Below are 14,578 nucleotides of genomic sequence, written 5' to 3'. Positions count from 1 at the left end.
TATAGACGTTTTGAATACTCGGTCTGGATCTCTGGCTTGGGACGCGACGACTGCCATCGAGGCGTTGGCCGCGGCAGATACGGCGCTCTGGATCTGGACGCCGTCCGAGGACCGGATGCGGTTTACCGGGGCCACACGGGCTCTGGGTCTGGGTCCCCTGGCCCCGGAATGTTCAGGCGCGGCCTTCACCGCTGTGGCCGTTCCCCAGGACCGGGCCCTGGCCGAACGTGTTCTGAAGCCCCAGGCGGAAGGCTCGGAAGTCGCTATCCGCATGCGCATGCGCGACGCCGAGATCTGTCTGTGGCGCGGAGTCTGGCTTGAAGATGGTTTGCGGGCGGCAGGGGTTGTCGCTCTCGAGACGAAATTCGCCGGCACCAACCGGGATGTTCTGACCGGTTTGCTGGACCGTCGAACCTTCCTGACCCGTGCCGCCGAGACCCTGACCCGGCCGGGCGATTATGATCTGGTCGTGGCCGACGTGGATCGCTTGCGTCGTCTGAATGAGGCCTTGGGACACGAGCGGGCCGACATGGTTCTGGCGGCCGTGGGCTCGCGCATGGCGGCAGCCTTCTCCCAGGACGATTCCCTCGCCCGTGTCGGGGAGGACGAGTTCGCTGTTCTGCTGCCGCGTGGCGCAGGAAACCCCTCCACACGGCTGCGCGAGGCCGTCGAACAGCCGTTGCGGATCGCCGGTTTCGACATCTATCCGACGGTCGCGATCGGTGTGGTTTCGGCCGAAGGGGGCCCCGACGCGCCGGATGTTGCTGAACTGCTGCGGCGGGCCGAATTGGCCGTCGAGCGGGCCAAGACCGCCGGGCGCGGCGGCGGGGCTGCCTACGGTCGGGCGTTGGAAAGTGACAGCCTGTCACGTCTGGGTCTGGAGGCTGATCTGCGGAACGCCTTCCTGCGCGGCGAAATCGAGCCCTTCTATCAACCCATTGTGAATCTCAACACCGGGGCTGTCGCCGGCTTTGAGGCCCTGGCCCGCTGGCGGCACCCCAAGCGCGGTCTGGTCCCACCGGACGACTTCCTGACCCAGGCCGAAGAGATGGGTCTGATGAACGAGCTGGGTCTGCTGATGATGACCCGGGCCTCCCGTCAGCTCGCCGAGTGGCTTCAGCGACACCCGGGGGCGGGCAAATTGTTCTGCAGCGTCAATCTGTCGGTCGGTGAAATCGAACGTGCCAACCTGGTTGAGGACGTGACCCGCATCATCGCTGAGTCCGGGCTGCCCAGGGGAGCGCTGAAGCTCGAGGTCACCGAAGGCGACATCATGCGCGATACGGCCCAGGCCGCCGAGGTATTGAGTCGTCTGAAGGCGGCTGGAGCCTCACTGGCGCTGGATGATTTCGGGACCGGGTTCTCATCGCTGACCTGGCTGGCCAAATTGCCGTTCGATACGCTGAAGATTGACCGGTATTTCGTTCTGACCATGGACAAGGACGAAGGCTCGGCCAAGATCGTCAAATCAGTGGTCAATCTGGGACGGGATCTGTCACTGGAGGTCGTGGCCGAAGGGGTCGAGAACGCCGGACTGGCCCACCTGTTGCTGGAAGCCCAGTGTCACTACGGCCAGGGGTTCGGTTATGCCCCCGCCCTGCCGGCCCAGGAAGCCGAGGTCTATCTCAACGAGTCCCTGGCTGACGGCATGGCACCGATCAAGGCGCGATCAGCCTAGACCATTTTTGTTTCAGGTCGAATCGACCTGAATCCAAAAAATGGTCCAGATTCAAACTGGAGCGAAATCTGAGCCGAGCTGGACTGCGTCCAACTCAACCGATTTCGCCCTAGGCGGAATTGCTCCGGGGCGGGCTCAGGCGCGCCCGGACTGTCCGGACAGCTGTCCCGGCTCCACACCAAGACCGGCCAGGGCCCGACTCCATTTGGTTTCGTGGTCGGTATCGAAGATCAGATCGGCTTCGGCCTCGGCGGTCAGCCAGACGTTTTCGCCGAGCTCCTCCTCCAGTTGACCCTCGCCCCATCCGGCATAGCCGAGCAGGAGGGTGGAGCGTTTCGGACCGGCGACCGGATCGGTCATCGCCACCAGGGCCTCCTTGGTGCCCGTCATGGCCAGTCCCCGGCCAAACGACAGGCTGGCGTCGTGCGTCAGCCAGTCATCGGTGTGCAGCACAAAGCCGCGTTCACGCTCGACGGGGCCACCGATCAGCACCGGCAGGCCCTCGGTCATTGCCGGAGCGGCGGCATCCAGTTTTACCAGAACAGCTTTCAGATCGATTCCGGGAGCCGGGTGATCCAGCCTCAGCCCCATCGCATGATCCGGTTCGTGGGTGCAGAGCAGGATTACCGCATGCTCGAAACGTGGATCGCCGATGCCGGGCATGGCGATCAGCAGCCGGCCGGCGAGGGATTCGAAGTCGTTCATATCCTTATCATCGGCAGCGTCGACGTCCGGCGCAAGGCAAGGCCTCGTGAACAGTCTGGAGACGTCCCCTTGGCGATGGACCCGGTCATCTCTATCTGACGAAGGACACATTGACCCACAGTTCAGGAAATCCCGCGATGACCATCCAGATCGGCGACCGCATTCCTTCGGCGACCCTCAGCACCATGACTCCGGATGGGCCCGCGCCGATCACCACGGACACCCTGTTCAAAGGCAAGACCGTGGCCCTGTTCGCAGTCCCGGGGGCCTTTACGCCGACCTGTTCGGCCCGCCATCTGCCGGGCTTCAAGGATCATCGCGCCGACCTGGCCGCCAAGGGCGTCGACACCGTCGCCTGTATTTCGGTGAATGACGCCTTCGTCATGGGGGCCTGGGCTGACAGCCAGGGGATTGGTTCAGACGACATTGTCATGCTGGCGGACGGCAACGGTGATTTCACCCGCGCGGTTGGCCTCGCGCTCGACGCCAAGGGGTTCGGCATGGGTGAACGCTCGCAGCGGTATTCCATGCTGGTCAAGGACGGGGTCGTGGATCAGCTGAACATCGAACAGGGCGGCGAGTTCAAGGTGTCTTCGGCAGAACACCTGCTGGCCCAGGTCTAGACCCGATACCGGCACCGTCACCTTTCCGGGGGCGGTGCCGTTTGCCGGGGTTCACCGGCAGGACCGGGGTCGGCGTCAGGCCACGTCTACCATTTTACCGCTGTCGGTGTCTGATTGAGCTGCCGCTGCGGCCAGGGTTTGCGAGATCGCGTTCAACAACAGGGCGGGCGTGATTGGTTTGGGCACGAAATAGTCCATACCCGCCGCCATACAGGCGGCGATGTCGTCCGGTGAGGTGTCGGCCGTGACGGCGATGACCGGAGTCCCCGCATTGGGGCCGTTCCCCGAGCGCAGACGACGGGTCGTTTCGCGACCGTCGAGCTCGGGCATTCTTATATCCATAAAGATGATGTCGAAGGCGGAGGCTTCGCAGATCTTGAGCGCCACCAGGCCGTCGGCCGCGGTGGCGGTCTCACAGCCGAGCGGTTGAAGAATCAACTGGATGGCCCGTCGGTTGATGTCATGGTCATCGACCACCAGTACACGCAGGGGACGATCCTCACCGTCCTCGGGAACGTCCTGAGGCTCGAGAGTGACAATCGACTCGCTAGAGGGCTCGGGCGCGGGCGCGGGCTCGGGCGCGGGCTCGGGCGCGGGCGCGGCGACCCGGGCCGGGACCGGCTGCGGGCGTAATGTGCGGGCGACCACCTCACGGCTGTCAAGGTCGAGCATGATCGTCGGGGTCGGCTTCACCGTGCTTGCGCCGAGGTTTAGCGACAGGGTGAATTTGGCTCCCTGGCCGGGGGCGCTGCGTGCTGTCAACTGACCGCCCATCAATTCAGCCAGTTGGCGGCTGATCGCCAGACCCAGACCCGTGCCGCCGTGGCGACTGACGATGCCGGTGGAGATCTGGTCAAAGGGTGTGAACAAGCGTCGCACCTGTTCCCGCGTCATGCCCGGACCGGTATCGCTGACCTCGATCAGGAGGGCGTGGCTGGACACTTCATCGTCCCAGCCACTGAATTTCAGGGTAATCGCCCCCTCATCCGTGAACTTCATTGCATTTGAGATCAGGTTGTTCAGAACCTGGCGCAGTCGCATGGGATCACCGCGCACCATCGTGGGCATGGTTGCTGCGCCTTCGATCCGCAGCTTCAGCCCTTTGGCACGGGCGGAGCCTCGCCACAGAAGTACGGTCTGGGACAGCAAGGCGCGAAGATTGAAGTCGCTGATCTCGACGGTCATATGCCCGGCATTGAGCTTGGCGTGATCAAGCAGATCGTCCAGCAGGGCCTGCATCATCACCCCGGCGTCGATGATAAGCCGGGCCTGGGACCGGCCGTTTCCGTCGACGGCTCCGCGTTCCAGCTCGCTGGCCCCCGTGAGAATGGCGCTGATCGGTGTGCGCAGGTCGTGACCGATGGCCGACAGGAAGGCTTCGCGGCCCGCCATGATGCGCTCCGCCTCAATGCACTTTGTGTTGGCCTCAATGCGCGCCTGGGTTTCCGCCGTTCGCGCCGCGTTCATGCGTTGCCAGGTGGAGAAACAGTAGGTGGCGAACACACCTACGGAGACTGTGGCTGCAGTCGTGAAGGCCACGGATGCGCCGTAGCTGGCCATGAAGAATGGCGTTGCCACCAGATACATAAGGTGCGGTGCGATCGTCAGGCCCAGAACGACCTTGGAGCGCGGTGAATTTATGACGCTGTAGATGGCACCGGCCGTCAGCAACATGCCGGCGCAGACGCCGCCCATCACGCCGCCCATCAACCAGAGCGCCACCGAAAGGCTGCCGAAATAGGCGGCATTAAGAAACAGTACTCCCCCCCCGGCGACGAGGTGAAACCCGTTTAACCGGGTCATCCGGCCGCTGTTGATCGGTTCAAAGACCCACAGATCGAGAAGCTGGATCAGGAAATACCCGATCACCCATAAGGCGGCGAACTCCCAGCCGACCACGGGACCGAACACCAGGGCGCTGGCGCTGCCCATGCCGAGCCTCTGCAACAGCGCCTTGCGGCGCTGGCGGATGGCTTCCACCCAATCAACCGATGTGTCGGCGTAGGCTTCTGGCATGGGACTCCTCGGCGGACATGCTCGCCCGTCCCCGCATGATGCCCCCATCGCCCTAACGTGACGTCAACGGCCCCGCTGAAATCGCGTCTGAAAGGGTGGGAAAACCATCCGCTCGAAGCCGTCCGGCCAGGTCGCGTTTGATCCGGCCGACCAGGCCCGGACCCTCGTATATCAAGGCGGAATAGACCTGCACGGCACAGGCCCCGGCTCGAATTCGGGCATAGGCCTCGGCTCCGGAGTCGATACCGCCCACGGCGATCAGGGGTAACCGCCCGGCGGCGGCCTCGGCCGCTGCCTTGAGCGCGACTATGGCCCCGGTTTTCAGGGGCGCACCCGACAGCCCTCCGGCCTGTGAACGCCAGCTCGATTTCAGGGTTTCAGGACGCTCCAGCGTGGTGTTGGACACGATCAGGCCGTCGATCCTGTTGGTCAGGCTCGCGTCGACGATCATGGCGATCTCGGCTGCGGTCAGGTCCGGCGCGATTTTCAGGAACACCGGCCCGCCGCCCGGTGCCCGGGCTTCGGCGACCCGGCCAAGCAGATCGTCGAGTGCGTCGCGGCCCTGAAGGGCCCGCAGGCCCGGCGTGTTCGGCGACGAGATGTTGATGGTGAAATAATCGGCCAGTCCGGCCAGCCGCTTCAGTCCGGCGACATAGTCGGCCGCCTTGTCCTCGCTGTCCTTGTTGGCTCCCAGATTGGCCCCGACCACGGCGTTGGCCGGTCGAACAGCAAGGCGAGCGGCGAACGCTTCCAGCCCCGCATTGTTGAAGCCCATTCGATTGATGATGGCCCGGTCTTCAGCCAGACGAAACAGGCGCGGTTTGGGGTTGCCGGGCTGGGGGCGGGGAGTCACCGAGCCGCATTCGACGAAGCCGAACCCGAGTCGCGACAGGCCCCGCAGCGCCTCTGCATTCTTGTCGAGACCGGCGGCCAGCCCGATCGGGTTGGGCAGGTCGAGACCGGCGACGGTCGTTCTCAGGATGGGGTCGTCGGCAGGCGGCACGGGCAGGGGGACGTGCGTCAGGCCAAGGATCGCCAGCCGGTGGGCCACCTCCGGATCGAGCCGACGCAGGGCCCAGGTGCCGGGATCGAAGCCCCCCATCAGACCGTCCCGCCGTCGTCGAAATACAGGGCTCCGTCATCATCCACGATCAGATCACGCGCCCGGCTCACGGTCCCGATCGGGAGGGAACCGTACAGATGGGGAAACAGGTCGCCTCCCCGGGAGGCTTCCCACACCAGGGCCTCGTCCAGGGCTTCCAGCTCTACCGTCAGCAACACCAGGTCGCGCCGACCCGCATAGTGCCGTCGCGCTGTTTCGGCCAGCTGCTCCGCACTCGACATATGGATATAGCCGTCGGCGAGATCGACCGCGGAGCCGTGGTACCGCCCCTCGGCCAGGGCCCCGGACCATTCGTCCCGGTCGATCAGCTTGAAGGCGATCGTGGGCGGGGCGCTCATTCGGCCGGTTCCCGGGTCGGCGGGTCGATCAACCCCTCCAGCGCGCAGCGACCGGCGGGATCGACCGCGAACACGGCGACGGAACCGGGCTCGAATCCGCCACTCAGCCGCTCCAGAATGGCCGGTGAGGCGGCGCTCTCGATTAGATATTCGACCGCCAGTACATGAATCCCCGGATTGTGCGCCAGCACCAGCAGACAGCCGACCTCATCTTCGGACGCCTCGACGAAGCGCCGCAGAATATCCGATCCGGCATTGTATAATGCGGTCTCGTGCCGGACTTCGACATCGCCCAGCGCGTCGTGAATCAGATCCCAGGTTTCGCTCGTGCGCAGGGCGGACGAGATCAGGGCCCGATCAGGTCTGAGACCGCGCGCGGCCAGAATTCGTCCCACGCCAGCCGCCTCGGCACGCCCGGCGGCCGACAGGGGGCGGTCGCGGTCGCGGCCCGAGCCTGCGGAGGGTTCGGCCCTTGCATGGCGCATCAGGATCAATCGGTGCATCAGCGCCCTTTAGGACCGTTCGGCCGTTCCATCCAGATCACCCAGTGCAGATCTTGGCGTTCGGGTGGCAGGCTGCGGTGCAAGAGCCGGCGTCCGCTCTTGCACCAACCGGGTCTGACCATTGGTCCGGACCTGTGCATAGGCCTTCCGTGTCGCTTCCAGCAGGATCACGCCTGCCGCCCCCGGCACCAGCCGACGTCCGACCTGCTCGAAGCCTTCGGCGAACGGCAGCAGCGGCTTCCATGGTGGCATATAGAGGGTTTGGGACCAGGCGGTCGGTTCCAGTCCGGCTTCCTGAACCAGTCGTTCGAGCTGGCCCCGGGTGAAGGGCCGACCATGTCCGAACGGTGAGGATTCCGCGCGCGACCACAGGCCGCCCCGTGCCGCCGCGACCAGGATGACCCGCCCCGCCGGGGCCATAACCCGCACCGCTTCGGCCAGCATGGCGCGGGCATCGTCAGCCTCTTCCAGGGCGTGTACCAGAAGGATGCGATCAAAGGTTCCGGCGGCGAAGGGCAGCTGTCGGTCATCGACCAGCAGGGACCGGTTCCGGCCCACCGAGGGCCATTGCTCGGCTCCCTGCCCCCCCGGCATGGCGGCGATCACCCGGCGCGCCCCGACGAAGGTGTCCAGCCAGGGCGTCGCATAGCCGAATCCCAGGACGTCACAGTTCGCTGCCTCGCCCCAGGCGTGCTCGATTCGTCGGGCGAGAAGGCGTCGCACCAGGTTCCCGGCGGGATCGCTGTAGAAGGCGCGAATGTCTTCGATGCTGTAGCGCATGACCGGACTATAGGTGGCCGACTAGGCTGGGGCGACCCGTCGCTGCTAGAATGCGTGCATGACCCTCAGCGTTCATCAATTTCCCTGTCTCAACGACAACTACGGCCTGCTGGTGCGCGACGAGGCCAGCGGAGTGGTGGCGACGATCGACACGCCCGATGCCGATGCCATTCAGGCCGAGTTGAAACGCCTTGGCTGGAACCGGCTGGACCTGATCCTCAATACCCATTGGCACCCGGATCATGCTGGCGGAAACGCGGCGTTGAAAGCCGCGACGGGCTGCGAAATCGTCGGCCCGGCCGAGGTCTTGAGGATCGCGCCCCTGGACCGGACCGTCAGCGACGGCGATCAGGTCTCTCTGGGCGAGACGATACTGACAGTGACGGCCACACCCGGCCACACACTGGGTCATATCGTTTACCGATCGGAGGCGGACGCGATGGCCTTCGTCGGAGACACGCTGTTCGCCCTCGGCTGCGGCCGGCTGTTCGAGGGAACTGCCGCTCAGATGTGGGCCAGCCTGCAGCGCCTCGCGGCCTGGCCGGACGAGACCCGGATCTGGTGCGCCCATGAATATACGGCCGCCAATGCCCGTTTTGCCCTGTCGCTGGATGACCGACCGGCGATGCAGGCCCATGCCGCCGCAGTCTTCGCCGCGCGGGAGCGTGGGGAGGCCACGGTGCCGACGACCATCGGCGTGGAAAAGGCGTTCAATCCGTTCCTGCGCGCGGTCGATGCTGATGATTTCGGGGCCCGGAGGGCCGCCAAGGACAGTTTCGGCGGCTGATCTCAGTTTTGCGGCATCAGGGCGCGAATGACCCGGGCCGATGACGGCCGTCCTGCCAGCCCTTCGTCCGGATCGACCACCACCGTCAGCTGGCCACCGGCATAGGTGACCGTTGAACGGTCGCCCTCGACAATGGTGATCGTTCTGAGCTGGCTCAGATACTGACGGGCGGACGGTGAACGGGCGATCCGGAACACAGCGTCCGTGGTCACGATCAGGGCTTCCACGCACAGGGCCTCGGAGCGCTCGCCGCTCAGGTTGATCACGACGGTCCGGCCGACCGCCTGGCTGATCATGCCGCTGCGCCGGGCCATCAGGCTGAACAGCTGTACCGGCCCCAGGGTCGGGGGAGTCAGACCCTGCCCGGGTCCCGAGAAGGATACCGGTGATCCCCCCTGGGCCGCAGGCGTGAATACGGTCATGCCGCCGTCCGGCGTCACCCGCAGCACCTGTTCACCGGCGTCATTGCGATAGACGACGTCGCCGCGCGGGGCCGGAGTCGGACGCAAGACCCAGGTCTCGTCCCGCCGCTCGAAGCGCAGCAGGGCGTTGTGGCCGGAACTGTCCAGCAGGAAGGCCTCGCCGCCTTCCGAAACATAGCGACCGGCCGGTGGCAGGATATCCGTAGGCCCACGGCCCCGCAGGGCCTGGCTCTGTTCGGCCTGGGCATTGCCACGCACCTGGGCCTGAACGGTCGTGGCCGGGCTCAGTCCGGCAGCCACGACGGCGAACGCCATCGTGGTCAGGGTCGGTATTGATACCGCTCTGGCCGGAACCGTGAATATCATGGACCCGATCCTGGGCCCGCACCCCGGCGGATTTTAGGCAGGACCAGTGTCAGCCCACCAGATACTGACCGCCGTTCAGTGACAGGGTGCAGCCTGTGACATATCCGGCACGCTCACCCGACAGCCAGGACACCATGTCGGCGATTTCCTCGCCTTTTCCGAGCCTTCCGACGGGGATCTGGGCGATGATTCCGGCCAGCACCTTCTCGTCCATGGCTCCGACCATTTCCGTGTCGATATAGCCGGGCGCGATACAGTTGACCGTCACGCCCTTGCGGGCGTTCTCAAGCGCCAGCGCCTTGGTGAAGCCGATCATCCCGGCCTTGGCGGCGGAATAGTTGGTCTGGCCGATCTGACCCTTCTGGCCGTTGATCGACGAGATGTTGACGATGCGACCGAAGCCGCGGTCCCGCATGCCGACGATGACCTGACGCGTCATGTTGAAGACACTGTCCATATTGACGCGAATGACGTCGGACCACTGGTCGGCGCTCATCTTGTGAAAGAAGCCGTCGCGAGTGATGCCGGCATTGTTGACCAGGACATCGATGGGGCCGAGCTGGTCCTCGATTTCCTTCACCGCCCGGGCGCAGTCATCGAACGAGCCGACATTGCCCTTGACGATGGTGACGCCCAATTCCTTCGCCGTGGCCTCGGCCGCCTCGACATTGCCGGAAAAACCGGCGGCGACGGCCATGCCGTCTTCCTTCAGGCGTTGAACGATTGCCTTGCCGATACCGCGGGTGCCACCCGTGACCAGAGCCACTCGAGCCATGTGCGTTTCCTTGTCCCTGACGGCCCCGTCTGACGCGGGGCCTTGTTCCGGGTCATCCTAGACGGTTGCCGGGGGCGGGAGAACCCCGGTGCCGTGCGTTCCGGCCGGGACCGAAGCGCACGGACGAAGCCGCTAGAGCTTCGCCATGTCCAGCACGAAGCGATAGCGGACGTCGGACTTCTCCATCCGCGTGTAGGCCTCATTGATCCGGTCAGGGGCGATGACCTCGACCTCGCAGGCGATGCCGTGCTCGGCACAGAAATCCAGCATCTCCTGGGTCTCGCGGATGCCGCCGATCAGCGAACCGGCGATGCGGCGGCGACGCCACAGCAGGGGCAGGGCGTAGACCGGCATGCCTTCGGTCGACAGGCCCAGCATGACCATGGTGCCGTCGCGGGCCAGCAGGTTGATGTGGCTGGCGATCTCATGCGTGGCCGAGACCGTATTGATGATCAGGTCGAATTTCTCGCCGGCGGCCTTCATCGCAGCCTTGTCGGAATTGATCAGGAAATGTTTGGCCCCCATCCGCTCGGCATCGGCCTTCTTGCGGTCCGAGGTCGACAGCACGGTGACCTCGGCCCCCATGGCCGCAGCCTGTTTGACCGCCATATGCCCCAGTCCGCCCAGGCCGATCACCGCGACCTTGGAGCCGGGGCCGACCTTCCATTCCCTCAGTGGCGAATAGGTGGTGATGCCGGCGCACAGCAGCGGGGCGGCGGCGTCCAGCGGGATCGAATCCGGGATCGACAGCACATAGTTCTGGTCGACGGTGATGTGGTCCGAATAGCCGCCCTGGGTCACGGCCTGGCCGACGGCGGCCCCCTTGGGATCGGCCGAGCCATAGGTCTGGGTCATGCCCGGCACGCAATACTGTTCCTCACCCTCTTGGCAGGCGGCGCAGGTGCGGCAGCTGTCGACCATACAGCCGACCCCGACCCGGTCGCCGACCTTGAAACGGGTCACATCCGATCCGACCGCCGCAACGACGCCGGCGATCTCATGGCCCGGCACGATCGGGTAGCGGGTATTGCCCAGGTCGTTGTTGGCCACGTGCAGGTCTGAATGGCAGACGCCGCAGAACTGGATGTCGATGGCCACATCGTCCGGACCGGGATCGCGCCGGTCGAAACTGTAGGGCGACAGCGGCGTATGGGCGGCGGTCGCGGCGAAGGCGCGGGTGGCGATGGGCATGGGCGGGTCCTTGGTCTCGGGTGTGATGATCAGGTGCGCACCGGGCTCCGTCATCGCAAGGGGTGGAGGACATACAGATCGGTCTCTCGTCGCCATTCCGCACTGCGGCAACACCGGGATGTGAACGCAAACAAGTTGTATATTTTATCACAACTATCTTAGGGTGTGTGTGCTCGACCTCAAGGCCGGGCCTATGAATGGAGGGACTGATGAAGATCACCGCCTTCGCTGCTGCGGCTGCCATGACCTTGGCCATGGGAGCCGCAGCCCCGGCCAGCTCCGGGACAGCCATCTATCAAACCTGCCACGAACAATGTCGCATTCGCTGCATTGGGCTCTACCCGGGTAATCAGGCCATGCAGGATCTCTGCACCTGGTCCTGCATTGATCAGAAGTGTGGTGGGGGACCTTTCCCCTGACGCACCCGGTTCGATCTGAGCGATGGCCCGGTGACGTCAGATGTCCGGGGCCATCGCCGGATCCAGTCGTTCAGTCTGCGGGAATCGATCCCAGCCTCGCGATCAGCGCCTGTGCCGCCGCCGGATTGCGCACCTTGGCCCCCGAGATGAAATAGGCGAACACCGCGCCGCGTTCGGCCCAGGTCCGGGTCCGAACGGCGACGGTCTCCAGCTCGGCCGCGGTCAGGCCGGTCGGCTCATCGTCGCGGCTGGACATCAGCCGGGCATAGGTAAAGTCGGCGGTCGGCTGGTCGATGCGCGGCCAGTCGGGCGACTCATCATCGACGGCATAGACGATGGCGGCCCCGTATTTCGCCGCCAGATCATAGAATTGCTGCGTGTCGAAGCTGGGATGCCGTACCTCCAGAGCGTGGCGCAGTCGCACCCCGTCCTGCTCCTGCGGCAACAGCTTCAGGAAGGACTCGAAATCCTCGGGGTCGAACTTCTTGGTGCCCATGAACTGCCAGTTGACCGGCCCCAGCTTGTCGCCCAGCGCCGTCAGCCCCTGGTCGAGGAACCGCCCCATCGACTCGCCCATACCCGCCAGCACCTTGCGGTTGGTGCAGTAGCGGCTGGCCTTGACCGCGAATACGAAGTCATCCGGCGTTTCGTCGCGCCATTTCATCCAGCTGTCGGGCTTGAAGGTCGAATAATAGGTGCCGTTGATCTCGATCGACGTCAGCGCCCGCGACGCGAACTCCAGCTCGCGCTTCTGCACCAGACCGGGCGGATAAAAGACGCCGCGCCACGGCTCAAAGGTCCAGCCGCCGATGCCGATGTGAATGGGGTGGGTCATGGCGCGCCTCTTCTGTCCGGGTCGGGTTCAGTATATCAGGGCCGCCGCATGGGCGGGGTCGGACAGGCGGACATTGCTGAATTCGGCCTGGCGCTCATGCGGCACCGCATAGACGACGTGGGGTCGGAGGGCCGCGAGAATGTCGGGCGGGGCGTCCATGGCCTCGGGCATCTCGCACTCGGCCATGGCCCAGTAGAAGGCCCCGTCATTGTCCAGCAGCAGGTCGATGTCCCAGCGCAGACCGTGCGGGTCCGTCACCGTATGGCGCAGCTTGTGCACCCGGCGCGTGGTCCGGGGCCACAGGTCGTCGAAATCGCGCGCCTCGAGGGCCGTCTCGATCTCGACCAAACGTCCCGCCGCCGTGATCTTGTAGGTGAAGCTGTCGATCCGGTGCTCGCCCCGGGTCTGCCGCCGGATACGGGCATCGCCGGGCAGATAGCCCTGACGGATATCGCTCCAGTCCGCGCGCGGCCACAACGCCAGCACCGCAGCGGCATCGTCGAGGACGTATTTGCGCTCGTTCTCGGTCGGCATGACGGTCCTAGTAGGCGAAGTCCGCGTACATCCGCGTGACGTCACCCTGCCATTCGCCATGGTAGAGCGACAGCAACCGGTCGGCCGGGGTTATGCCGCTGTCGGCGATGTCTTCCAGCTCGGACAGATAGCCGCGCTCGTCGACCATGCCGCCGCTGAAACGGGCGCGGTTCTTCAGGCCCTGGCGGGCGATGGCCACCATATCGACGGCGATGTCGCGTACCGAACGACCGGCGACCTCGGCTTTCAGACCCAGTCGGGTGACGTCGCGGCGCAGGCGCTCGTGGTCGGCGATGTCCCAGTGCTTGCACAGGTCCCAGGCGGCGGCGAGCGAAGGCGCATCATACAGGATGCCGGCCCACAGGGCGGGCAGGCCGCAGATTCGGCTCCACGGCCCGCCGTCGGCCCCGCGCATCTCCAGATAGGATTTCAGCCGCACCTCGGGGAACAGGGTGGTCAGATGATCGCCCCAGTCCTTCAGCGTCGGCAGCTCGCCCGGCAGGGCGGGCAGCTTGCCTTCGAGGAAATCGCGGAACGACTGGCCCGAGGCGTCGACATAGCGCTCGCCGCGCTTGGCGAAATACATCGGCGTGTCGAGGGCGTAGTTGGCATAGGTCTCGTAGCCGAAGCCCTCGGCGAAGACGAAGTCCAGCATGCCGGTGCGGTCGGGGTCGGTGTCGGTCCAGACATTGGCCCGTGCCGACAGGAAACCGTTGGGCTTGCCCTCGGTGAAGGGCGAACAGGCGAACAGGGCGGTGGCGATCGGCTGCAGGGCCAGACTGGTGCGGAATTTGGCCACCATGTCGGCCTCGGAGTCGAAGTCCAGATTGGCCTGGATGGTGCAGGTGCGCAGCATCATGTCGAGGCCCAGTCCGCCCTTCTTGGGCATGTAGGCGCGCATGATCTCGTAGCGGCCCTTGGGCATGACCGGGATGTCCTCACGGGTCCACAGCGGGTCGAACCCGGCCCCGAGGAAACCGAGGCCGATCTCGTCGGCGACCATCTTCACCTCCATCAGGTGCTGGCCGGTCTCGTTGCAGATGTCGTGAATGTCCTTCAGCGGTGCGCCCGACAGTTCGAACTGACCACCCGGTTCCAGACTGATTGAGGCCGAAAAGCCCTCGCTGTTTTTCCGTTCGAGGGCGATGACATGACCGGCTTCCTCGACCGGGCTCCAGCCGAAGCGGGTCAGGCCGTCCAGCATGGCCCGGATACCGTTGTCGCCCTCATAGGCCGGGCGACGCAGCGTCGTGCGGTCGAAGCCGAATTTCTCGTGCTCGGCCCCGATGCGCCACTGGCTCTTCGGCTTGGCCCCATCGGACATGACCGCCGTCAGCTGTGCGAACGAGAGCGGTTCCTGATCGACCATTGTGCATCCCCCGTCCGTGGCGAAGAGCGCACGACCTGTTTCGGCTAGATGGGTGAGAATGCAGCCCGGCTCAAGGGGTACGGTTCCACCGCGCGAAGCGTTTTCTCTGGACGG

15 protein-coding genes are annotated in these 14,578 nt (G+C 65.2%); 3 read left to right on the top strand and 12 right to left on the bottom strand.

What is annotated here, in order from left to right; all coding sequences use genetic code 11:
• Positions 1–10 precede the first annotated feature (10 nt).
• Positions 11–1,678, top strand: a complete 1,668-nt coding sequence (locus tag AAC050_RS02600; protein ID WP_339913495.1) for a bifunctional diguanylate cyclase/phosphodiesterase — start codon at positions 11–13, stop codon at positions 1,676–1,678.
• A 135-nt stretch (positions 1,679–1,813) separates the two neighbouring features.
• Here the strand turns inward: AAC050_RS02600 and AAC050_RS02595 are convergent, their stop codons facing one another.
• Positions 1,814–2,383, bottom strand: coding sequence for a YqgE/AlgH family protein (locus AAC050_RS02595; RefSeq protein WP_339913494.1), 570 nt, complete (start codon positions 2,381–2,383; stop codon positions 1,814–1,816).
• Positions 2,384–2,520: 137 nt separating this feature from the next.
• Between AAC050_RS02595 and AAC050_RS02590 the strand changes: the two genes are divergently transcribed.
• Complete coding sequence (locus AAC050_RS02590) at positions 2,521–3,006, top strand: peroxiredoxin (protein WP_339913493.1); 486 nt, start codon at positions 2,521–2,523, stop codon at positions 3,004–3,006.
• A 75-nt stretch (positions 3,007–3,081) separates the two neighbouring features.
• Here the strand turns inward: AAC050_RS02590 and AAC050_RS02585 are convergent, their stop codons facing one another.
• The 5 genes from AAC050_RS02585 to AAC050_RS02565 are packed head-to-tail and all read right to left on the bottom strand — an operon-like array spanning position 3,082 to position 7,766.
• The gene (locus tag AAC050_RS02585; RefSeq protein WP_339913492.1) at positions 3,082–5,022 is read right to left on the bottom strand and encodes an ATP-binding protein; all 1,941 of its coding nucleotides are present in this window, start codon (positions 5,020–5,022) and stop codon (positions 3,082–3,084) included.
• A gap of 52 nt (positions 5,023–5,074) precedes the next feature.
• Entirely contained in the window at positions 5,075–6,124 is a 1,050-nt protein-coding gene (locus AAC050_RS02580; protein ID WP_339913491.1) for a quinone-dependent dihydroorotate dehydrogenase, read from the bottom strand.
• The gene (locus AAC050_RS02575) at positions 6,124–6,483 is read right to left on the bottom strand and encodes a DUF952 domain-containing protein (protein WP_339913490.1); all 360 of its coding nucleotides are present in this window, start codon (positions 6,481–6,483) and stop codon (positions 6,124–6,126) included. Before AAC050_RS02575 ends, AAC050_RS02580 begins: the two co-directional genes overlap by 1 nt.
• Positions 6,480–6,986 (bottom strand): histidine phosphatase family protein, encoded by a 507-nt coding sequence (locus tag AAC050_RS02570; RefSeq protein WP_339913489.1) that lies wholly within the window; start codon positions 6,984–6,986, stop codon positions 6,480–6,482. Before AAC050_RS02570 ends, AAC050_RS02575 begins: the two co-directional genes overlap by 4 nt.
• Before the next feature lie 9 nt (positions 6,987–6,995).
• Positions 6,996–7,766, bottom strand: a complete 771-nt coding sequence (locus AAC050_RS02565) for a methyltransferase domain-containing protein (RefSeq protein ID WP_339913488.1) — start codon at positions 7,764–7,766, stop codon at positions 6,996–6,998.
• Between the two features lie 58 nt (positions 7,767–7,824).
• On the opposite strand from AAC050_RS02565, the gene gloB reads away from it, so the two are divergent.
• The gene (gene gloB / locus AAC050_RS02560) at positions 7,825–8,553 is read left to right on the top strand and encodes a hydroxyacylglutathione hydrolase (RefSeq protein WP_339913487.1); all 729 of its coding nucleotides are present in this window, start codon (positions 7,825–7,827) and stop codon (positions 8,551–8,553) included.
• A gap of 2 nt (positions 8,554–8,555) precedes the next feature.
• Here the strand turns inward: gloB and AAC050_RS02555 are convergent, their stop codons facing one another.
• The 6 genes from AAC050_RS02555 to AAC050_RS02530 form a co-directional block, all read right to left on the bottom strand.
• Complete coding sequence (locus AAC050_RS02555; RefSeq protein WP_339913486.1) at positions 8,556–9,341, bottom strand: DUF4908 domain-containing protein; 786 nt, start codon at positions 9,339–9,341, stop codon at positions 8,556–8,558.
• 49 nt (positions 9,342–9,390) lie between these two features.
• Positions 9,391–10,116: an acetoacetyl-CoA reductase gene (gene phbB / locus AAC050_RS02550; RefSeq protein ID WP_339913485.1), complete on the bottom strand. Its 726-nt coding sequence runs from the start codon at positions 10,114–10,116 to the stop codon at positions 9,391–9,393.
• 132 nt (positions 10,117–10,248) lie between these two features.
• Positions 10,249–11,307, bottom strand: a complete 1,059-nt coding sequence (locus AAC050_RS02545; protein ID WP_339913484.1) for an NAD(P)-dependent alcohol dehydrogenase — start codon at positions 11,305–11,307, stop codon at positions 10,249–10,251.
• A 489-nt stretch (positions 11,308–11,796) separates the two neighbouring features.
• Complete coding sequence (locus AAC050_RS02540; protein WP_339913483.1) at positions 11,797–12,561, bottom strand: DUF72 domain-containing protein; 765 nt, start codon at positions 12,559–12,561, stop codon at positions 11,797–11,799.
• A 27-nt stretch (positions 12,562–12,588) separates the two neighbouring features.
• Positions 12,589–13,095 carry a hypothetical protein gene (locus AAC050_RS02535; protein WP_339913482.1) on the bottom strand — a complete coding sequence of 169 codons (507 nt, stop codon included), beginning with the start codon at positions 13,093–13,095 and terminating at the stop codon, positions 12,589–12,591.
• Positions 13,096–13,102: 7 nt separating this feature from the next.
• Positions 13,103–14,464: a glutamate--cysteine ligase gene (locus AAC050_RS02530; RefSeq protein WP_339913481.1), complete on the bottom strand. Its 1,362-nt coding sequence runs from the start codon at positions 14,462–14,464 to the stop codon at positions 13,103–13,105.
• Between the last annotated feature and the right edge of the window lie 114 nt (positions 14,465–14,578).

The sequence above is a fragment of the uncultured Brevundimonas sp. genome, assembly GCF_963974615.1.
In the GTDB taxonomy this organism is placed as follows: Bacteria; Pseudomonadota; Alphaproteobacteria; order Caulobacterales; family Caulobacteraceae; genus Brevundimonas.
The sequence above is the reverse complement of the archived record's forward strand: the minus strand, read 5'-3'. Positions and strand labels throughout refer to the sequence as shown.